This is a genomic window from Rahnella perminowiae (genome assembly GCF_019049755.1).
Taxonomy (GTDB): Bacteria; Pseudomonadota; Gammaproteobacteria; order Enterobacterales; family Enterobacteriaceae; genus Rahnella; species Rahnella perminowiae.
Genome location: NZ_JAFMOS010000568.1, coordinates 1 through 20,988 on the forward strand (window position 1 = coordinate 1; position 20,988 = coordinate 20,988).

Annotated in this window: 19 protein-coding genes; 9 read left to right on the plus strand and 10 right to left on the minus strand. The window is 52.5% G+C overall.

Annotated features, from left to right (window positions below):
• Positions 1-102: 102 nt before the first annotated feature.
• The 3 genes from J1785_RS15240 to J1785_RS26880 all read right to left on the minus strand — a co-directional run bounded on the left by J1785_RS15240 (position 103) and on the right by J1785_RS26880 (position 2,275).
• Positions 103-816: a phosphatase PAP2 family protein gene (locus J1785_RS15240; RefSeq protein WP_129991264.1), complete on the minus strand. Its 714-nt coding sequence runs from the start codon at positions 814-816 to the stop codon at positions 103-105.
• Positions 817-876: 60 nt separating this feature from the next.
• A complete protein-coding gene (locus J1785_RS15245; RefSeq protein ID WP_217219757.1) occupies positions 877-1,851 on the minus strand; it encodes a CobW family GTP-binding protein in 975 nt (324 codons plus the stop codon).
• Positions 1,852-2,140: 289 nt separating this feature from the next.
• Entirely contained in the window at positions 2,141-2,275 is a 135-nt protein-coding gene (locus J1785_RS26880) for a hypothetical protein (RefSeq protein WP_255466707.1), read from the minus strand.
• Between the two features lie 351 nt (positions 2,276-2,626).
• Between J1785_RS26880 and J1785_RS15250 the strand changes: the two genes are divergently transcribed.
• On the plus strand, positions 2,627-3,358 hold the full coding sequence (locus J1785_RS15250; protein ID WP_129952389.1) for an FCD domain-containing protein: 732 nt from the start codon (positions 2,627-2,629) through the stop codon (positions 3,356-3,358).
• A 59-nt stretch (positions 3,359-3,417) separates the two neighbouring features.
• On the opposite strand, the gene J1785_RS15255 is transcribed toward J1785_RS15250, so the two are convergent.
• Entirely contained in the window at positions 3,418-4,887 is a 1,470-nt protein-coding gene (locus J1785_RS15255) for a mannitol dehydrogenase family protein (RefSeq protein ID WP_217158801.1), read from the minus strand.
• A 270-nt stretch (positions 4,888-5,157) separates the two neighbouring features.
• The gene (yeiP, locus tag J1785_RS15260) at positions 5,158-5,730 is read right to left on the minus strand and encodes an elongation factor P-like protein YeiP (protein ID WP_015696520.1); all 573 of its coding nucleotides are present in this window, start codon (positions 5,728-5,730) and stop codon (positions 5,158-5,160) included.
• Positions 5,731-5,974: 244 nt separating this feature from the next.
• Here yeiP and J1785_RS15265 point away from each other — a divergent pair, with 244 nt between their 5' ends.
• Positions 5,975-6,229, plus strand: coding sequence for a YkgJ family cysteine cluster protein (locus J1785_RS15265; protein ID WP_129952391.1), 255 nt, complete (start codon positions 5,975-5,977; stop codon positions 6,227-6,229).
• On the opposite strand, the gene J1785_RS15270 is transcribed toward J1785_RS15265, so the two are convergent.
• Positions 6,226-7,440 (minus strand): sugar efflux transporter, encoded by a 1,215-nt coding sequence (locus tag J1785_RS15270; RefSeq protein WP_129952392.1) that lies wholly within the window; start codon positions 7,438-7,440, stop codon positions 6,226-6,228. The two genes, J1785_RS15265 and J1785_RS15270, sit on opposite strands and share 4 nt — an antisense overlap.
• A 460-nt stretch (positions 7,441-7,900) precedes the next feature.
• On the opposite strand from J1785_RS15270, the gene fruB reads away from it, so the two are divergent.
• From fruB to fruA, 3 genes are read left to right on the plus strand one after another with little or no spacing between them, the layout of a single operon-like run.
• Positions 7,901-9,031 carry a fused PTS fructose transporter subunit IIA/HPr protein gene (gene fruB, locus J1785_RS15275; protein ID WP_217219759.1) on the plus strand — a complete coding sequence of 377 codons (1,131 nt, stop codon included), beginning with the start codon at positions 7,901-7,903 and terminating at the stop codon, positions 9,029-9,031.
• Positions 9,028-9,963 (plus strand): 1-phosphofructokinase, encoded by a 936-nt coding sequence (gene fruK, locus J1785_RS15280; protein WP_013574663.1) that lies wholly within the window; start codon positions 9,028-9,030, stop codon positions 9,961-9,963. The genes fruB and fruK overlap by 4 nt, the downstream gene beginning before the upstream one ends.
• 15 nt (positions 9,964-9,978) lie before the next feature.
• Complete coding sequence (gene fruA, locus J1785_RS15285) at positions 9,979-11,679, plus strand: PTS fructose transporter subunit IIBC (RefSeq protein ID WP_217219761.1); 1,701 nt, start codon at positions 9,979-9,981, stop codon at positions 11,677-11,679.
• A 159-nt stretch (positions 11,680-11,838) separates the two neighbouring features.
• On the opposite strand, the gene nfo is transcribed toward fruA, so the two are convergent.
• Both nfo and J1785_RS15295 read right to left on the minus strand, forming a co-directional pair.
• The gene (nfo, locus tag J1785_RS15290; RefSeq protein ID WP_129952395.1) at positions 11,839-12,705 is read right to left on the minus strand and encodes a deoxyribonuclease IV; all 867 of its coding nucleotides are present in this window, start codon (positions 12,703-12,705) and stop codon (positions 11,839-11,841) included.
• Positions 12,706-12,795: 90 nt separating this feature from the next.
• Positions 12,796-13,902 carry a YeiH family protein gene (locus J1785_RS15295; RefSeq protein ID WP_129991256.1) on the minus strand — a complete coding sequence of 369 codons (1,107 nt, stop codon included), beginning with the start codon at positions 13,900-13,902 and terminating at the stop codon, positions 12,796-12,798.
• Positions 13,903-14,090: 188 nt separating this feature from the next.
• On the opposite strand from J1785_RS15295, the gene yieE reads away from it, so the two are divergent.
• The 4 genes from yieE to J1785_RS15315 all read left to right on the plus strand — a co-directional run bounded on the left by yieE (position 14,091) and on the right by J1785_RS15315 (position 18,721).
• On the plus strand, positions 14,091-14,963 hold the full coding sequence (gene yieE, locus J1785_RS15300) for a DNA-binding transcriptional regulator YeiE (RefSeq protein ID WP_129952397.1): 873 nt from the start codon (positions 14,091-14,093) through the stop codon (positions 14,961-14,963).
• Between the two features lie 131 nt (positions 14,964-15,094).
• Complete coding sequence (locus tag J1785_RS15305) at positions 15,095-16,570, plus strand: amino acid permease (RefSeq protein ID WP_129952398.1); 1,476 nt, start codon at positions 15,095-15,097, stop codon at positions 16,568-16,570.
• A 232-nt stretch (positions 16,571-16,802) separates the two neighbouring features.
• Entirely contained in the window at positions 16,803-17,885 is a 1,083-nt protein-coding gene (locus tag J1785_RS15310) for a FecCD family ABC transporter permease (protein ID WP_129952399.1), read from the plus strand.
• Entirely contained in the window at positions 17,885-18,721 is an 837-nt protein-coding gene (locus J1785_RS15315) for an ABC transporter ATP-binding protein (protein ID WP_129952400.1), read from the plus strand. The genes J1785_RS15310 and J1785_RS15315 overlap by 1 nt, the downstream gene beginning before the upstream one ends.
• 91 nt (positions 18,722-18,812) lie before the next feature.
• On the opposite strand, the gene J1785_RS15320 is transcribed toward J1785_RS15315, so the two are convergent.
• Positions 18,813-19,619: a 5'-nucleotidase, lipoprotein e(P4) family gene (locus J1785_RS15320; RefSeq protein WP_129952401.1), complete on the minus strand. Its 807-nt coding sequence runs from the start codon at positions 19,617-19,619 to the stop codon at positions 18,813-18,815.
• A gap of 203 nt (positions 19,620-19,822) precedes the next feature.
• Complete coding sequence (ompC, locus tag J1785_RS15325) at positions 19,823-20,932, minus strand: porin OmpC (RefSeq protein WP_047608711.1); 1,110 nt, start codon at positions 20,930-20,932, stop codon at positions 19,823-19,825.
• Positions 20,933-20,988: the final 56 nt, after the last annotated feature.

Sequence of the window (20,988 nt, forward strand, 5' to 3'; positions counted from 1 at the left end):
GGCACATAATACGAGAGAGAAGTGCTGAAAAGTTTCTTATAAAAAGGCCCGGCAGATCATAAACATCTGTCGGGCCATACTTATTATGTATGTAATTTGAAATTATGCCTGTGACTTAGGATTTTTTTTACCGGGTAACTTTTTCTCAAGCCAGTTAATCAGCATATCGCTCGCAGGCGTCATTAGCCACCAGCTGGCACCGACCAGCACGACGGACATTGAGCCGACCGCGATATCCGTAAACCAGTGTGCACCAATCATCACCCGGGGCAGGGAGAAGATGAAGGTGATGATCAAAGCGATAGCGAATGCTGACCTGCCCAGATAGCGCAGCATGAAGCATGAGAAAATAATCAGCATCATGCCATGATCGCCCGGGAAACTGTCTCCGGAAGCATCTTTGGTAGGAATGCCGGTCAGCTCGCTCACCCGGTTTACACCCGGGAAGCTGAGCGACGGACTCTTGTGGCTGACAGGCAATAAATGCCCTATCTGGTTGAGCACCACCGCGGTCAGCAGCATCACAATACCAATAATGATGTAACGCCGACGCCCGTTGCCATCCTGCTTCACGAAGTAGCTCAGATACAATATTCCCATCGCCAGGAGTGAAATAACATCAAAGGCACGGTTATTGGTCACGGCGACCAGGTGCAGGAACCACGCATCGGTTGCCAGATGTTGGTTAAAAAAGAAGAAAATCGATTTATCAATCGGGAACCAGAAACCATGGTTTGCTGGCAGATAGAAAGATAAAAATAAGGCAACGCCTAATACATTGAGTATCAGGATTGCCGGGATATTGCGGCGCCACATAAAGGAAAACCTATTCTTAGCAGGGTAAGGAATAACGTAGTAAGCGTTAACTTAATCCGATCAACTTAAACGAATCTTCAACAAAGATGATTGTAATGTATTCCATTGCACTTCGTTTTGCGTAATAAGCTCAATTCTGCTGTCTAAAGGCAGCGCCGGTTTGGTTTCGATATGTAAGTCATTGCCCTGCCGGTTAATCATTAAAGTGCCTTCTTTAATGCGCATAATCCCTTTGACACGTTCAACCGGTACTGCACGCGCCCAGTCGAGAATGTCCGCCGCCTCAAACTGTGTTTCGCCATCAAATATCCATCCGCAACTGGTATAACCGTCTGCCTGATTCAGTGCGCGACGCCAGCGTTGTTTCGCCGGCAGGCTCAGCGCGGCCAGCCCAGATTTTTCGGCATGAGCATGATGATGTTTAGCTTGCGGTAACTCAGCCCGATTCTGGCGCGGTAAATCCAGTAAAGCCGGGTCTATCTTACCTTGCGAAGCGGTGATCAGAAGGCGCTGGCGGCCGCTGTGTTGATACCATTCGTCCAGCTTCTGTTTGTCCTGTGCCTGCGTCACATCAGACTTATTCGCCACAATGATGTCTGCCGAGGCCAGCTGATCGCGAAAGTTTTCATTCTCAATGACGCGCTGATCGCTTAACTGACGTGGATCCAACAGACAAAGCGTGGCATTGAGTGTCAGCCAGTTGCTGTAAACGGCGGACGTCAGTAAAGAGAGGATCTGCTTCGGATGCCCCAGCCCGGTGGGTTCGATCAGCAAGCGGTCAGGTTTTGCCTGCTGCAATAACATATTCAGGCCCACCTGCATGGGCAAACCGTTCACGCAGCACATGCAACCACCGGGAATTTCCTTCAGGACCGCACCACTGTCAGCCAGTAATGCACCATCAATCCCGACTTCGCCGAATTCATTTACCAGCACGGCCCACTTCTCACCTTCAGGCTTCTGAGCCAGCAGATGGCGCAGCGTGGTGGTTTTGCCGCTTCCCAGAAAACCGGTGATCAGGTTGGTTTTGGTCATGGTTGCACATCCTTTTTGAAAAATTTCCCGTCAATGTGCAGCGACTTCTTAAGAAAATCCAGCGTTGTGCCGATGTAAGACATGGATTGCTTATTTTTAGCGGCAGGCGGGCACGGTTTATTTTGTATTCAGGCGTGTGAATTCAATGAGATGTATTAATGTTAAATTGCAGTTATGGGAACTTTAAAATTTATAATTATGATGAGGTGTCACCATGAACAGAATGACCTGTGTACTGTTTTTGGGAGTCATGGCCTCAGGGACGACTCAGTTTGCCACTGCCGCTGCATCAGGCGGAATCATTCACTTTACGGGCGCGATTGTTGACGGAGGATGCCAGTTTAACGCTGAACAGAACCGGGTGATCAGTCATTGTGAGCGTGACGGCCGGCAGATAAGACAGGTTCATACGGTAAATGTCCATACTCCATCCTCTTTCGCACTACCTTTGTCTCTCGGAAAGGTCACAACGCAGCATATTAATAATGATCCTCGTCTTGCTGTAATGACGGTGAATTATAATTAAATGCCGGAAATGAATTAACACGGCTAATGATTTGTAACCCGGTCATTGAGCGCGTCAGTATGATACCACCGAGTTTGGCCGGACAACTTTGTAAAGTGGCTGGCCCGGTTTTGATCGGACCGTCAGTTTTCCATTCCTGTCCTTTCCCTTTTTGCCGACATGTTATAATTTTCCCTCTTATTTCAGGCATCATAACGATTTATCAGATGTCAGACCAATTAAGACTGTGGCAGAGAAAAGAGGCAAAACATGCGACTTTATCAGGAGATAGGCGGTCATCTGCGCCGCGATATCCATGCCGGGAAGTATGCCCCTGGTGATCGCCTTCCTCCGGAGCGTGACATTGCTGAATCTTATTCCGTCAGCCGGAGTGTGGTGCGTGAAGCGCTGATCATGCTGGAACTCGAAAAAGTGGTAGAAGTGCGTAAAGGTTCCGGCGTCTATGTGTTGCATCAGCCGCAAGACGGCCAGCCGGAAGATGCTGACAGCGGATATGGCCCGTTTGAGTTATTACAGGCGCGGCAATTGCTGGAAAGTGAAGTCGCGGCTTTTGCGGCGATGCAGGCCACTAAGACGGATATTCTGCAAATGCGCGATGCCATTGATGCACAACGTGAATGCATTGCCCGTGGCGTATCCGATGATGCTGAAGATCAACGGTTTCATGCCTTGCTGGCGCAGGCTTCCCAGAACAGCGTGCTGGTTAAACTGGTGGATGATTTGTGGCTGATCCGCCAGCGCAGCCCAATGTGGCAGGGGATCCATCAGCATGTCGGCAATAAAAATTACGGCCAGATTTGGTTGCAGGACCATCAGAGAATTTTGCAGGCGGTACTGCGCAGGGATCCGAAAGCCGCCAAACAGGCGATGTGGCAGCATCTGGAAAATGTAAAAGATATGCTGTTACAGGTTTCGGATGCTGATGATCCGTCTTTTGACGGATTCCTGTTCTCTTCGGTCCCCTCCGGGCTGAACGATTAATCGCGCAAAACAAATAAAAACGGCTGCCGCAGCAGCCGTTTTCTGTGTCAGTGTCGGGCTTAACGCATGTATTTTGCGACAGTCTTCTTCGCGCCGATTCTTTGGAGATCGGCATATGCGCTCAGGATGGCGTTTACGACTTTCTCTTCATGAGGCAACTGTTCACCGAATACACCTGTCAAGGTCAGCAGGGCTTTCACACGCGGTTCGCCATCTTCAGTTGACGCCACAATTTCAGCGACTGTTTCAGCCATCGGATCTTTAATCTCGATCGGTTGTCCGGCATCATCAGTCCCGCCCACATAACGCATCCAGCCTGCTACGCCCAGCGCCAGCAATTCATAGGAACCGCCATTTTTAACATGCCAGCGGATTGAGTCGAGCATACGCTGTGGCAGCTTCTGTGTACCATCCATCGCGATTTGCCAGGTCCGGTGTTTCAGCGCCGGATTGCTGTAACGCGCAATCAGGCTGTCAGCATAGGCGTTAAGATCAACCCCCCCGACGCTGAGTGTCGGGGCCTGTTCATGCAGCATCAGATGATGGGCAGCGGCTTTGTAGTTGGCGTCTTCCATGCAATCATTGATGTGCTGATAGCCGGCCAGATAGCCAAGGTATGCGAGGAAAGAATGGCTGCCGTTCAGCATGCGCAACTTCATTTGTTCAAAAGGCAGAACGTCGTCAACCATCTGCGCACCGGCTTTCTCCCAGTCAGGGCGGCCTGCCACGAAATGGTCTTCCACCACCCACTGAATGAACGGTTCGCAGGCGATACCACAAGGATCGGTCACGCCACCGAGTGCTTCGGTGATTTCTTCCAGCGTGTTCTCTGTCGCCGCAGGAACGATGCGGTCAACCATAGTGCTTGGGAAAGAGACGTTTTCAGTGATCCATTTCGCCAGCGCCGGGGAACGGGCTTTCGCCATGCCCAGGACGGCTTTTTTTACGACCAGACCGTTTTCAGGAATGTTATCGCAGCATAAAACGGTGAAGCCCGGCAGGCCGCGTTCATGACGCAGGCGCAGCGCTTCAACGAGTACGCCTGGCGCAGTACTGGGTGCCTGACCACCGGCCAGATCCTGCTGAATTTTTGGATTTTGCAGATCCAGTTCGCCAGTGCCTGGCTCAATGCAATAGCCTTTTTCGGTAATGGTCAGGGAAACAATCGCTATCTGAGGTTCGGTGAGTTTTTCAAGTACCGCTGTCAGCCCGTCAATCCCGCCATGCACTGATTCATGCGCGGAGCCGATGATAATCGCCTGGTTGCCGTCCGCGCCTTTTTCCAGCACGGTAAACAGATGATTTTGCTGACGTAAGCTTTTGATCAGGGTTTCATTGCCAAACAGGCTGATTTCGCAAATGCCCCAGTCGCCCCCCTGAAGGTTCAGTACGCGGTTGGTCAGCAGTGCCTGGTGAGCGCGATGGAAGGCGCCAAATCCGAGATGAACAATACGGCTTTTTAACGCATCGCGATCATAAGCAGGCAATGACACTGCTGCAGGCAGGGACGCTGTGGCAATAGTTTTCATGCAATACTCCAGACAAGTCAGAAATAAATAATTGGTCAGGCCAAATTGGGGCTGTTTACCCGTCAGTTCAATTTTATGCTGGATAAAGCGACGATTTAAGCCGAAATCAGGGTGTAGAGTGTAAAGTCATATGATAGAAAGGGGAATTGGTAAGTCCAGACAGCCACTCATTTTGTGATACAGATCCATTGTCTGAGAGATGAATTGCAAAATGCAGACAATAAAAAAGGAACGCCGGAGCGTTCCTTTTACCGAAGGGCAGGGCGCTGATTAATCCGCGCGGCCCATATAACGGCGTTCTGCAATATGAATACGGATTTTGTCGCCAGAACTCAGGTACTCAGGAACCTGAATGTTCAGTCCGGTGCTCATTACCGCAGGTTTGGTGCGGGAACTGGCGGATGCGCCTTTGATGCCCGGAGCTGTTTCCACGATTTCCAGATCCACAGTCTGTGGCATTTCGAGCGCCAGCAGCTGGCTGTCCAGCGTCAGAACCTGCATGCCCTGCAAGCCTTCTTCAGGGATGAACAGCAGTTCATCTTCGATTTGTGCCTTATTAAAGGTGTAGGGCGTGAAGTCTTCGTCATCCATAAAGATATATTCGTCACCATCCACGTAAGAGAAGTTAACTTTACGACGGGTCAGGGTAACGGTATCCAGGATATCGTCGCCTTTAAAGCGCTCTTCCACTTTGCCACCCGTACGGACGTCAGCGAAACGCATTTTGTACAAGGTGCTGGCACCACGGGCGCTCGGGCTCTGAACATCAATATCTTTTACCAGCAGCAATTTGCCGTCGTAGTTCACAACGAAGCCGCGTTTAATTTCGTTAGCACGTGCCATATAAATAACCTGTCAGCAGAGAGATAAATAATTTGCGACACGTTACTCGCGCCGCTGATTTCAGGCAAGCAGATAGCGTAAAAAGAGTCGCGAAACTCCGCGTTACGGCGCATTTTTTGCGCTCCGCCTGCCGGTATGAAAAATGTGCGGGTAATGATGTTAAAAAGTCGTCAATATTTCGCTGGTGGCGCATTACCTCGCCTGCTATTGTCGCGGCTCAAAATGAGGCCTGAGGAGACTGTTGATGGACTGTCGTACTGATTGCGGAGCCTGTTGCATAGCGCCCTCAATTTCAAGCCCGATCCCGGGGATGCCAGACGGCAAGCCGGCGAATACACGCTGTGTTCAGCTGGCCGATAATTTCCTGTGTAAAATTTTCGCCTCACCGCTGCGCCCGAAAGTGTGCGCCAGTCTGCAGGCCAGCCGCGAAATGTGTTTTACACATCGCGACCAGGCACTGACTTATCTGATTAAGCTGGAAGCGGATACGGCGCCTTAAACCGCCGCCGCTGGCATACTTTCAGCCGGCTTATCGACGTTTTTCACTTTCCAGATACACAACACTGAACCGATCACCATCACCAGTGCGGCGTAAAATACCGCATGGTATGTCCAGAACTGCGCGATCACTCCGGCCAGCGAACCGGCGAGGATCCAGCCCGCCCGTGTTGAGTTGGTGAAAAGCGTGGTGGCGGCCCCTGCCTGACCCGGCATCAGATCCTGAAAATACAGCATGCCGATCCCGGCCAGAATGCCGATGAAAATCGCGTTCAGCAACTGTAAAGCAATCAGCATGGCTGCACCGGTTGTAAACAGAAGGCAGCCGTAGAAAATCACCCCCGCCAGCACGGCAAAACGCATCAGGAAGCGTTTCCCTAACTGCTTAGCCAGATACCCGGCAATCAGCATGGTCGGAATTTCCAGACAGGCGGCACTGCCCATCAGCACGCCCGCCAGTTTTTCCGGCAGTCCCAGTTCACGCACCACATACAGCGGCATATTAATCAGATAAATGCTATTTGCTGCCCACATCAGCGAACAGGCAATGAACAGCATCAGTGTATCGCGGCGGTTACGGCGGGGTGCTTCCAGCGTGGCGGTGGTTTTGATGTGCGCTTTAGGCATTGAAGGCAGGAACATCCACACCATTACACCGCACAGTAAGAAGGCCAGCGCGGCAGCGCAGTACATAAAGGTAAAACCAAATCCCATCGACAGGGCGAAGGCCAGCGGCGGGCCGACCACCCATGCCAGCGAAACCTGTGCGCGCAAAATTGAGCTGAACATCACGGCTTCACGGCCGGTTTTTTCGGAATGCTCCCGGGCTAACGCGAACATCTGCGGGTTTGCCGTAGAACCGAAACTCGACAGCAAAACGCCGATGAACAGCAGAATAAAGTAATTACGGTTGAAGGCGAAAAGCACACAAGCCAGCGCACCCAGTATGCAGCAATACAAAATCAGCGTTTTGCGGTCACCGCGTTTATCAGACCACGTCGCCAGCAACTGGCTGACGAAAATACCGATCACGGCGCTGCCGGTAAAGAAGATACCGACCATAAACGGGCTGACGTGCACCTGAGACGTCAGGAACAGGCTGAGGGTTGGCGTCTGTAATGCGCCCGCAATGCCCGTGAGAAAGGCGATGATCAGAAAAGCAGTCGACGTCATGTCGGGTAAACGGCGGGCTGACGTTGTAGAAATTCGCATTAGGTAAATGAACCGGATGTAGGGGAGGGGACAAAATTTGCGCGAATGTTACGTCAGTTTAAAAAAAACAAAAACAGGTTTTGATCATCAAAAATGTAAACCGGCGTGAATTTGCCATACTGAAGAATAAAACCGCACTTTGTGTCAAAAACCGCCAGATCAGGGGGGCTTTTTTTACGGCATCATGCCTGACCACCACCGGTCAGCTTGTGTCAGCATTTTACGTCAGCCTGCTTCAGCATTTGCGTTAAGTAATCTGTTTCGGAAAGCTCTCAGAAAGGAAACTGTGCGTAACATCAAAAAATTGTTATGCAAAATCAGGGAAAGCTTGATTTAAAAACAGGCCGGATTGAGACTCCTTGAAACGTTTCAGCGTTGTCATTTTTCTCCTGAGATCTGATGGCGCTCCTTTTTTCTCAGTAAAGCTGAAACGATTCAATTTCAGCAGGAGAGGAGAATTATGTTCCAACTGTCACAGCAAGATATTCATCTCGGTGCGGCTGCCAGCGATAAGCAGGACGCTATTCGCCAGGTTGCAGCAGCACTGACTCAGGCCGGTCGCGTCAGCGAAGGTTATGTAGACGGCATGCTGGCGCGTGAGTTGCAAACCTCGACTTACCTTGGCAACGGCATCGCAATCCCGCACGGCACCACGGATACCCGTGACCTGGTACTTGATACCGGCGTGCAGGTTTTCCAGTTCCCGCAGGGGATTACCTGGGGTGAAGGTCAGACGGCATATGTCGTGATCGGCATCGCAGCCCGTTCTGATGAACACCTCGGTTTGCTTCGCCAGCTGACGCACGTATTAAGTGATGACAGTGTGGCCGATCGCCTGGCAAAAACAGATTCTGCTGAAGAATTACGCAGCCTGCTGATGGGCGAAAAAAATGCGGCTGAATTCCTGTTTGATACCCAGCTTATCGCGGTCGATGTGGCCGCTGAAAACCTGATCACATTACAGGCGCTGAACGCAGGCCGCCTGAAAGAGATTGGTGCGGTCGATAACGCTTTTGTCAGCGATGTCATCAGCCGAAAACCGCTGAACCTCGGGCAGGGCATCTGGCTGAGCGACAGCACCGAAGGCAACCTGAAAAGCGCGGCAACAGTAAGCCGTGCGCAGCAGTCGTTTGATCTGGATGGCGAAAAAGTCTCCATGCTGCTGACGATTTCCGTTGCCGACGATCAGCCGCTCGATGTGCTGAACTACCTCAGCGATTTGCTGATTGCCAACAAAGCTGAACGCTTGCTGACGGCAGATTCTGTCGGTGTGCTGGCCTTGCTGACCAGCGAAGTCGAAGAACAAGCCAATGTGCTGACCGCTGAATACGTTATCCGTAACGAACACGGCTTGCATGCACGTCCGGGCACCGCGCTGGTGAACGTAATCAAACAGTTCAGCAGTGAAATCACGGTAACGAATCTTGATGGCAGCGGTAAACCTGCCAACGGCCGCAGCCTGATGAAAGTCGTGGCGCTGGGCGTTAAAAAAGGTCACCACCTGCGCTTTACCGCCAGCGGTGAAGATGCAGAACTGGCATTAAAAACCATCGGTGAAGCGATTGCTGAAGGTCTTGGGGAGGGCGCATGAGCCGTCGGGTCGCCACAATTACTTTAAATCCGGCCTACGATCTGGTCGGTTACTGCCCTGAAATCGAACGGGGTGAAGTTAATCTGGTACAAACCACCGGCCTGCACGCGGCGGGTAAAGGGATTAACGTTGCCAAAGTGCTGAAAGATCTCGGCATTGACGTCACCGTTGGCGGTTTCCTGGGAAAAGAAAACCAGGATGGCTTCCAGCTGTTATTCAGCGATCTGGGTATCGCGAACCGCTTCCAGGTCGTCAACGGCCGTACCCGCATCAATGTAAAACTGACTGAAAAAGACGGCGAAGTCAGCGACTTCAACTTCTCAGGCTTCAATGTCACGCCTGCGGACTGGGAACGTTTCGTGACGGATTCACTGTCATGGCTGGGTCAGTTCGACATGGTGGCTGTCAGTGGCAGTCTGCCAGCGGGTGTTGATCCTGATGCCTTCACCGACTGGATGAAACGTCTGCGCGCACAGTGCCCGTGCATCATCTTCGACAGCAGTCGTGAAGCGCTGGTTGCCGGTCTGAAAGCTGCTCCGTGGCTGGTTAAACCTAACCGTCGTGAGCTGGAAATCTGGGCTGGCCGTAAATTACCGGAACTGAGTGACGTAGTAGAAGCCGCACACGCCTTGCGTGATCAGGGGATCGCCCATGTGGTGATTTCTCTGGGGGCTGAAGGTGCATTGTGGGTTAACGCATCCGGTGCCTGGATCGCCAAACCACCAGCTTGTGAAGTTGTCAGCACCGTAGGTGCCGGCGATTCCATGGTCGGTGGCCTGATCTACGGTTTGCTGATGCGTGAATCCAGTGAACATACGTTACGGCTGGCAACCGCAGTTGCTGCCCTGGCTGTCAGCCAGAGTAATGTTGGTGTCACCGATCGTCCGCAACTTGCGGCGATGATGGCCCGTGTTGATCTGAAACCCTTTTAACCCGCAGGAGGCAGAATGAAAATGCTGCTGATGATAGACAGTTCGCTGGGACAGGCTCGCAGCCAACTGGCGAAAAATTTGCTCGCTGCTGCTGCGGCGAAAGCAGGCCACCAGCTGACTGAACAGGCCGCTGAGGCTGATGTGGTGGTTGTGGCCGGTGAAACCGTACCTAACGAGCCCGCCCTGGCTGGCAAAAATATTTATACCGGTGACGTGTCTGACGCAGTCCGTGATCCGGAGACTTTCCTGCAACGCGCGCTGGCCGAAGCGAAACCGTATGTCGCCCCGGTTGCGGCAGCTGTGCCGGCTCCGGCCGCCAGCGGCCCGAAACGTATCGTTGCTATCACAGCCTGCCCGACGGGTGTTGCACACACCTTTATGGCGGCTGAAGCCATTGAAACCGAAGCAAAAAAACGCGGCTGGTGGGTAAAAGTCGAAACCCGCGGTTCTGTCGGTGCCGGTAATGCTATTACGCCGGAAGAAGTTGCAGCGGCTGATCTGGTGATCGTCGCGGCTGATATAGAGGTGGATCTGGCGAAGTTTGCCGGTAAGCCGATGTATCGTACATCTACCGGTCTGGCCCTGAAAAAGACCAAACAGGAACTGGACAAAGCGCTGGTTGAAGCTGATGTGTTTGAGCCGAAATCTCAGGGCAAAGCAACGGGCACAGGGAAAAAAGAAGCGGGTGGCGCAGGCCCGTACCGCCATCTGCTGACCGGGGTGTCTTACATGCTGCCAATGGTGGTAGCGGGTGGTTTGTGTATCGCGCTGTCATTTGTCTTCGGTATCAAAGCCTTTGAAGTGAAAGGCACGCTGGCCGCTGCGCTGATGCAAATCGGGGGGGCTTCAGCCTTCGCGCTGATGGTGCCGGTTCTGGCCGGTTTCATTGCCTTCTCTATTGCTGACCGTCCGGGTCTGACGCCGGGTCTTATCGGCGGCATGCTGGCTGTCAGCACCGGTGCTGGTTTCCTCGGCGGTATCATTGCAGGTTTCCTGGCGGGTTATGTGGCGAAAGCCATCAGCGGCAAGCTGAAATTACCGCAAAGTATGGAAGCGCTGAAACCTATCCTGATTATTCCGCTGGTGGCGAGCCTGATTACCGGTCTGGTAATGATTTACGTGGTCGGTACGCCGGTTGCCAAAATCATGGCGGGTCTGACTGCATGGCTGCAATCTTTGGGTACAGCCAATGCGGTACTGCTTGGAGCAATTCTCGGTGCGATGATGTGTACCGATATGGGTGGCCCGGTGAACAAAGCCGCTTACGCGTTCGGCGTGGCATTGCTGAGTTCTTCCGTCTACGCCCCTATGGCCGCCATCATGGCTGCCGGTATGGTACCTCCTCTGGCGATGGGACTGGCAACATTGCTGGCGCGTCATAAGTTTGAGCAAAGCGAACGTGAAGGGGGTAAAGCGGCGCTGGTGTTAGGTCTGTGCTTTATCTCTGAAGGTGCGATTCCGTTCGCAGCCCGTGACCCGATGCGTGTTCTGCCATGCTGTATCGCAGGTGGTGCACTGACCGGTGCTTTATCGATGGCATTCCATGCGCAACTGATGGCACCACACGGTGGTCTGTTCGTGCTGCTGATCCCTGGCGCAATCACACCGGTACTCGGTTATCTGGTGGCAATTATCGCCGGTACGGTTCTGGCGGGTGGTGCATACGCGATTCTGAAACGTTCAGATGCTGCGTTAGCTGCGAAAGCTGCTGCATAACGGTAAATCGTTAAAAGCCAAAAGGCGCGACATGTGAATGTCGCGCCTTTTTTATTGCGCCTTCTCTGCGAAAGAAAAGAGAGTATGGAGCTGAGTCATTCTCTTTTTTTACTCCTCCCCTTCGCAGGGGAGGGAGCCGACCGGAATTTACTGTAAAAACTAAGCTGCCGCTTCGCCACTTTCAGACGTTTGCTGTGCTTTCAGCCAGGCGATTTCATCTTTCCAGATGTCCGGATTGACTGTTTCGAGGATCATCGGGATACCGTCGAAACGTGCATCTTTCATGATCCAGCTAAAGACGGTATTGCCGATATTACCTTCGCCGAGGCTATGGTGGCGGTCAACGCGGCTGTTGAATGCGCTTTTCGCATCATTGAGATGCATACCACGCAGGTATTGAAAACCTACCACATCGTCAAAGTGCTTAAAGGTTTTCTCGCATTCTTCCACCGTACGCAGATCGTAACCCGCCGCAAAGGCGTGACAGGTATCGATGCAGACACCCACGCGGCTTTTATCTTCCACGCCTTCAATAATTTTGGCCAGATGCTCGAAACGGAAGCCGAGATTACTGCCCTGACCGGCGGTGTTTTCGATAACCGCTGTCACGCCTTTGGTTTTATCCAACGCAATGTTCAGAGATTCAGAAATCAGCGCCAGGCATTTATCTTCTGCGATTTGCATCAGGTGGCTGCCCGGATGGAAATTTAGCAGTGAAAGGCCCAGTTGTTCGCAGCGTTGCAACTCATCAAGAAACGCCTCGCGTGATTTCTCCAGCGCTTCGGCGACCGGATGACCGAGGTTAATCAGGTAGCTGTCGTGCGGCAAAATCTGACTGCTTTGGTAGCCGTATGTTTCACAAGCCACTTTGAATTTTCCGATGACGTCTTCCGGCAACGGTGCGGCTTTCCACTGACGCTGATTCTTGGTGAAAAGCGCAAAAGCCGTGGCTTCCAGCTCGTGTGCCCTCAGAACCGCCTGATCGACCCCCCCGGCTGCACTCACGTGTGCTCCCACAAACTTCATTTTTGCTCCTCAGTTATTCATCGCGTTTATGGGCAAATGATAGCGCCTCCTGGCAGGAGGCGCAGCACTGAAGTGTTAAAAGCAGCAACATCAGCCCAAAAGCTGCTGAACAAGCTGGTTGATACCGGCACCGCCGACAATCAGCCAGATGAACAATACCGCCGCCAGCAGCATCGGTTTAAGGCCCGCCTGACGTAATGCGCTGATGTGGGTGGTCAGCCCGAGCGCTGCCATCGCCATCGCCAGCAGCACGGTATCGAACGTAATCAGCATCGGGATCCAGCTGTGGGGCAGAATATTGAGTGAATTAACTGCCGCTACCAGAATAAACAGCAGGGCAAACCACGGGATAGTAATGTTACGCATGCCCGTCATCTGACCGCCTTGTTGCCCGGCTTTCCGTGACGTCCAGCCAGAGAGCAGCAACAGGAACGGCGCCAGCATCATGACGCGGATCATCTTGGCGATCACTGCCGCGTTTTCCGCATCCGGGCTGATACCCTGACCGGCTGCCACGACCTGCGCAACTTCATGCACCGTCGAACCGGTATAGATGCCGAACTGGGCAGCGGTAAAGCTCAGCCAGTGATACTGAGCATTCAGATGCCATAACCACGGATACAAAAAGATGGCTGCTGTTCCGAAGATCACGACAGTTGCCACCGCAACCGTCACTTTCTCGGCTTTGGCATTAAGCACCGGTTCCGTCGCCATCACCGCCGCTGCGCCACAGATGCTGCTACCCGCGCCAATCAGCATCGAGGTATCGCGGTCCAGTTTAAAGACCCGCTGTCCAAGCCAGCAGGCGAGGGCGAAAGTGGAACACAGCATCAGCGCGTCAGTCAGAATACCGGTCGCGCCGACATCCGCAATTTGCGCAAACGTGAGTCGTAAACCGTAAAGGATAATGCCCAGACGCAGAAGACGTTGCTTCGCCAGCGTCACACCTTCCTCACACCAGGGTTTTGCCGCCGGATACACCGTGTTACCGATTACCATGCCGATGACAATCGCCAGCGTCAGTGCGCTCAGGCCGAGATGATTTAGCGCAGGAATATCACTTAGCCAGATCGCCAGTGCAGTGATCATACCGGTCAGCGCCAGGCCGGGTAACACGCGGCGAAAGCCCGAAAAATGAGGGAGATGCGGGTTATCCGCCGCTTTTTTATTTTCGTTTTTAAGCGCAAGTGTATTCATTGTCCGTTCCTCATTCAGGAGTGATGAGATAAGGCTACGCCGCGCTTATATAAAAATGAAATATATTATTACTTTATAACCTATCTATAAAAGTGGTATAGAGTATCCATTCAAAAGAGGCCTGCAAGGCAAGGGTCTATACTAAAAGCACAGCGTGCTATAGGGCGCATGAGAATAGCGGGACATTTATGCACATAACATTGCGACAACTTGAGGTTTTCGCCGAGGTGCTGAAAAGCGGTTCGACCACGCAGGCGTCAGTTGTGCTTTCATTATCACAATCTGCGGTCAGTGCGGCGCTGGCCGATATTGAAGGGCAACTGGGCGTGCAGTTATTTGACCGTGTCGGCAAGCGGCTGGTCATTAATGAGCATGGGCGTTTGTTGTATCCGAAAGCGCTGGCATTGCTCGAACAGGCTGGCGAAATCGAGCATCTGTTTAATCACGACAACGGTTCGCTGCGCATCGGCGCGAGCAGCACTATTGGCAACTATATGCTGCCGGCGATGATTGCGGATTATCGTCTGGATTTCCCCCACACACCGCTGGAACTGAACGTGGGTAACACCAACGATGTCATTAATGCAGTGTCGGACTTTCGTGTCGATCTCGGTTTGATTGAAGGCCCGTGTCAGTTGCCTGAACTGATCACACAGCCCTGGCTGGATGACGAACTGGTGGTGTTTGTCGCACCGGAAAACCCGCTGGCGGGGCGGGTGGTTTCGCTGGAGTCGCTGGCGCGTGAACCCTGGATCCTGCGCGAGCGCGGCTCCGGTACCCGTGAAGTGTTAGATCACCTGTTGTTGCCGCAGCTACCGGATTTTAATCTGGTCATGGAGCTGGGGAATTCCGAGGCAATTAAGCATGCTGTCAGGCATGGCATCGGGATCAGTTGCCTTTCACGTCGGGTGATTTCTGAGCAGCTAAGCAGTGGTTCTCTGGTAGAGATCCGGTTGCCGGTCGCGCCGATGGTGCGCAAACTTTACCTGATCCATCATCGGCAAAAACATATCTCCGGCGCATTATCACGGTTTCTGACCTACTGTCGCGAAGCCCAATAACGGTCTTTCACTAATGATCTGCAGCCAGTTATGAAGGTGTCTTATAACAGGTCGTTCCTGCTATTCAGAGCGGCAGGTTTTGCTACAATCCGCGCTTAAATTTCCACATGACGAGCGGATATAGGGAAAAAATGGCTCAACAACCTACAAAAAATACGCAGGTGGCTCCCACACTGCGTCGCGAGCTTAAGGCACGTCACCTAACGATGATCGCCATCGGCGGTTCAATTGGTACGGGATTATTTGTTGCTTCAGGTGCGACAGTTTCCCAGGCGGGCCCGGGTGGGGCACTGCTTTCCTACGCATTAATCGGCATCATGGTTTACTTCCTGATGACCAGTCTGGGTGAACTGGCGGCGTTCATGCCGGTTTCAGGTTCGTTCTCTACCTACGGCTCCCGCTATGTTGAAGAAGGCTTCGGTTTCGCCCTGGGCTGGAACTACTGGTACAACTGGGCTGTCACCATCGCGGTTGACCTGGTGGCCTCACAACTGGTGATGAATTACTGGTTCCCGGACACGCCTGGCTGGATCTGGAGCGCTTTGTTCCTCGGTCTGATCTTCCTGCTCAACTACATTTCCGTGCGTGGTTTTGGCGAGGCGGAATACTGGTTCTCGCTGATCAAAGTGGTCACTGTCATCATCTTTATTGCCGTCGGCGTACTGATGATCACCGGTATCATGCGTGGTGCTGAAACAGCGGGCTGGCATAACTGGGCCATCGGTGATGCGCCATTTGCGGGCGGTTTTGCCTCGATGATAGGTGTGGCAATGATTGTCGGCTTCTCCTTCCAGGGTACAGAACTGATCGGTGTGGCAGCGGGTGAATCTGAGAATCCGGGCAAGAATATTCCACGTGCCGTGCGTCAGGTTTTCTGGCGTATCCTGCTGTTCTATATTCTGGCGATTCTGGTCATCAGCCTGATCATTCCTTATACCGATCCAAGCCTGCTGCGTAACGAAGTTGGCGATATCTCCGTCAGCCCGTTCACACTGGTGTTCCGTAATGCCGGTCTGTTGTCAGCAGCGGCAGTGATGAATGCCGTGATCCTGACCGCGGTATTGTCTGCCGGTAACTCTGGTATGTACGCCTCAACCCGTATGCTGTTTACACTGGCAAGTGAAGGTAAAGCGCCACGCATGTTCGCCAAATTGTCAAAAGGCGGTGTGCCGCGTAACGCGCTGTATGCCACCACCATCGTGGCTGCGCTGTGCTTCCTGAGTTCAATGTTTGGTAATCAGACGGTTTATCTGTGGCTGCTTAACACCTCGGGCATGACCGGTTTCATCGCCTGGCTGGGGATTGCAGTCAGCCATTACCGCTTCCGTCGTGGTTATGTCCTGCAGGGACGTGACCTGAAGAAATTGCCTTATCTGTCAGGTTTCTTCCCGTTCGGTCCGGTTTTTGCCTTTGTACTCTGTCTGATCATTACGTTGGGCCAGAACTATCAGGCGTTCCTCAAGGACACCATTGACTGGGGCGGTGTTGCGGCAACTTACATCGGCCTGCCGCTGTTCCTGATCATCTGGTTCGGCTACAAGTTGAGCAAAGGCACCAAAGTGGTGAAATACAGCGACATGGAATTCCCGGATCACGTCGATAAGTAACAGACCCGGATTTTCATATTCTGGAAAAGCGGAGCTCAGGCTCCGCTTTTTTTTGCCTGCGATCCATGCCGGGAGACTTATAACGTCATGCTTTGTTACCCCTTGTTTAATCTGCATGCCTGATAGGTTTTGCAAAACACATTGATAATTATTATCATTTATTGCCTTCCTACGGGAACCGCAGAACAGGTTCTTCCGCCGTAAGTTTTAACTTAATGAGATTGTAGCGAAAATGAGTGCAACTACCGAACCCGCCCTGGCGGTGAAAGGCAACGCAGAAGACAGCGTTATGGGGCGATACCAGAATATCGTACGTCGCCGTTTGTTTATTATGCTGATCCTGGTACTGGCGATTGTCGTCTCACTGGTGATTGATTTCATTATGGGGCCTTCGGGGTTATCACTTGGCACGCTGTGGAAAACGCTGTTTGATGCTGCGGCGGCGGATCCGGGTACGCGGGTCATTGTCTGGGACATTCGTCTGCCTTACGCGCTGATGGCGGTGGCGGTCGGGATGTCACTGGGCCTGGCCGGTGCTGAAATGCAGACCATCCTCAATAATCCGCTGGCCAGTCCGTTTACGCTGGGCGTGTCTTCTGCTGCCGCATTCGGTGCCGCGCTGGCGATTGTGCTTGGCATCGGTATTCCGGGGGTACCGGATCAATGGTTTATCTCCGCCAACGCCTTCATTTTTGCCTTATTTGCCGCACTGATGCTCGACGGCATCACCCGCTGGACGCGCGTTGCCAGCTCCGGCGTCGTGCTGTTTGGTATTGCGCTGGTCTTTACTTTCAACGCACTGGTTTCGCTGATGCAATTTATCGCCACCGAAGATACCTTACAGGGGCTGGTTTTCTGGACGATGGGCAGCCTGGCGAGGGCGTCCTGGGTCAAACTCGGTGTGATGGTTCTGGCTTTCCTGATCCTGCTGCCGTGGTCGATGATGAGCGCGTGGAAACTCACGGCGCTGCGACTGGGTGAAGATCGCGCTGTCAGCTTTGGTATTGATGTACGCCGTCTGCGTCTGGGGACGCTGCTGCGCATCAGTATTCTTTCCGCGCTGGCGGTGGCATTCGTCGGGCCGATCGGTTTCATCGGGCTGGTGGCACCGCATATCGCCCGCCTGATGTTTGGTGAAGATCACCGTTTCTACCTGCCCGCCAGTGCACTGATTGGCGCACTGGTGTTATCGATGGCTTCGGTGGCCTCTAAAAATCTGGTGCCGGGCGTCATTATTCCTGTCGGCATCGTAACGTCTCTGGTTGGCGTGCCATTCTTCCTGAGTATTATTCTTCGTCACCGGGGGAATGTCTGATGTCTGAGATGTTAGAAATGCGTCCTGAAGATTTACTGAATGTCGCTACGCAGGGGTTGCAAATCCGCGATTTTAACGCGGGATACCCGAAGCGCCACGTGATCCGCCATCTTAATGTGCCAATGTTACCCCGTGGGAAAATTACGGTACTGCTCGGGCCAAACGGTAGCGGTAAATCGACGTTGCTGCGTGCCCTCGCCGGGCTTAACCGGGCAGAAGGGCAGCTGATGCTTGACGGACATGATTTAATGCCGATGCCGTTTGCACGACGTGCAGAGCAGGTAGTTTATCTGCCGCAAACTCTGCCTGCGGGTGTGCATCTGCATGTGCTGGAGTCGATCATCGTGGCACAGCGCGCCTCCGGTGGGAAAGGCAGGAATGCGCAAGGCACGGAGAAAGTGATGGCGCTTTTGCGCCAGCTGGGTATCGAGCATCTGGCGCTGAGTTATCTTGATCAGCTTTCCGGTGGCCAGAAGCAACTGGTCGGCCTGGCACAATCCCTGATCCGTCAGCCTTCGTTACTTTTGCTCGACGAACCGCTCAGCGCACTGGATCTCAACTATCAGTTCCATGTCATGGATCTGGTGCGTAAGGAAACCCGGAAACGCAATATCGTGACGGTGGTTGTCGTGCATGACATCAATATCGCCCTGCGTCACGGCGACCGTATACTGATGCTTAAAGATGGCAATCTGATTGCCGATGGCGAGCCGGAAGAAGTGATCACCGCCGACAGTCTGGCGCGGGTCTACGGGGTGCGCGGCAGAATTGAGCGCTGCTCGCAAGGGACTCCGCAGATACTGATTGACGGGTTAGTGGGGGATCCGGAGATTTAACGTTATGTCCTGACAAAAGGCAGACATTACTCAGGCGTTCACCGATCCGCTTCCTCCCCCTTCGCAGGGGGAGAAGCAAACCGTAACGGGCTTATTTCCCGTTCCACGCTTTCAGATTCTGCTCGCGCGCTGACAATTTCTGCTCAGGCGTTAACTTGTTGTAATCCTTCGCCAGACCGCTTTCCCAGTCGCCGTACAGCGGGTTCGGTAGCACGATATATTGTGTGCCGAAGTGCTGATGGTTCTGATTCACAAACGCGCGGCGCTGCTCGTTACCCTGATGGTAGGTTGCAGAACCAAAATCATTCAGGTTGTCGCCGATGTAAATCACCACGTGATAGCCCGCAGCCTTGATGGAATCAAAACGTGGCTGTTTGTTGGAGGTATCAGAACTCAGCAACAAGGTTTTTTCGTTGGCGCCGGTAAAGCCCAGACGGTTCATGTTATCCAGTGTTGCGGCGTATTCGCTGGTTTTGCGGTTAGACACATAGAACATCGTGCCACCGTGGGTGTTGACGTAATTGGCGAATTCAACAGCGCCCGGAACGGCCATTGCCTGGCGGGCTGCGGTCCACTGAGCCCAGGTTTTGCTGTCGAATGGCTTGTTCGCTTTGACCTGCCACGCACTGTATGCGCTGTTATCGAGCATAGTTTCATCGAGGTCAACGACAACCGCTTTCTTCTGACCGGCCAGAGGCTGCGCCTGGTCATAGGCCATTTTTGCCGTATTAAATGCCTGATAAGCCAGTGCCTGATATTCACCAGATTGCTGGAACCAGTTCAGCGCCATGACGGACTGATCGTTCAGCTTCTGTTGGGCATCTGGTTTTTGCTGCGCACAGCCGCTGAGGGCCAGCATGATTAAAGCACTGGTGGTGCAAAGCGAAATTTTATTCATTGGTTGTCCCTATGCTTGTTAAGAAAGATTCGCATTCATGAAAATCGTTAAAACTGTAGCAGATTCAGCGGGGTGTGGAAGAATAAATGACGCGTTACGCGAGATATAGCGGGAAAATGGCAGAAATGAAAAGGGCCGGAGGGTGAGTCCGGCCAAAAAAATCAAAGACAGAGAAATAACAATGAGGGGGTTAACGCTTAAATTTAGAACTGATAAACCAGGCCAACAGCAGTGACATCGTCGTTGTTCAGAGCCAGTTTATTGTCGTCAGACAGTTGGTTGATTTTATAATCAACATAAGCGGACATATTTTTATTGAAATAATAGGTCGCTGCGACGTCAACGTATTTAACCAGGTCGGCATCACCGATGTTTTCAATATCTTTCGCTTTAGTCTGGACATAACCCAGTGAAGGGCGCAGGCCATTTTCAAACTGATACTGTGCAACAGCTTCGAAGGTTTGTGTTTTATTCGCAAAACCGCTGCCAGCCGGTGCGCCTGCAATTCCGCCAGGCACAGTAATAGCCAGCATATTACGGGTTTCAGCATACATGGCGGCTAAATAAACGCCATTAGCGTCATATTTCATGCCGCCTGTCCATGCGTCCGCTTTATCACCTTTGCCGTAAGTGGAATTACTCTGAGCCGTGGTGCGGTCTGAAGACGCATACGCGCCGCCGAAGCTCACGCCGGTGTCACCCAGTGCGTAAGTGGTAGAAAGTGCATAACCGTCGCCGTTCGCTGTGCTGCTGCCGCGACCGTCGTTTTCATTTTTGCCCTGATACTGAACGGCAACGTTCAGACCGTCAACCAGGCCGAAGAAGCCACGGTTACGGTAAGTGGCTACGCCGTTGGTACGGCCGGTCATGAAGCGGTCAGCTTTGGTATAACCGTCGCCGCCGAACTCAGGGAACATATCGGTCCAGGCTTCAACGTCGTACAGTGCGCCGTAGTTACGGCCATAATCGACGGAACCGTACTGACCGAATTTCAAACCAGCGAAAGCCAGACGGGTTTTCGTGCCGGTTGTGCTGGGTGTTTTGCTGTCAGATTCAGCATGGTTAGCCATGACGTTGTATTCCCACTGGCCGTAGCCGGTGATCAGGTCATTAATTTGTGTCTGGCCTTTAAAACCGAAACGAATATAACTCTGGTCACCGTCATTGCTGGCCGAGTCAGAGAAGTAATGCAGACCTTTTACTTTACCGTACAGATCCAGTTTATTACCGTCTTTATTATAAACTTCCGCTGCGTGAGCTCCTGATGCAATCAGTAAACCAGGAATTAAAAGTGCCAGAATATTACGTTTCATGAATTTTTACCCTGCATTTTCTATTAAAAGCTTTTCGGGAAAGCTTTATATGAAGT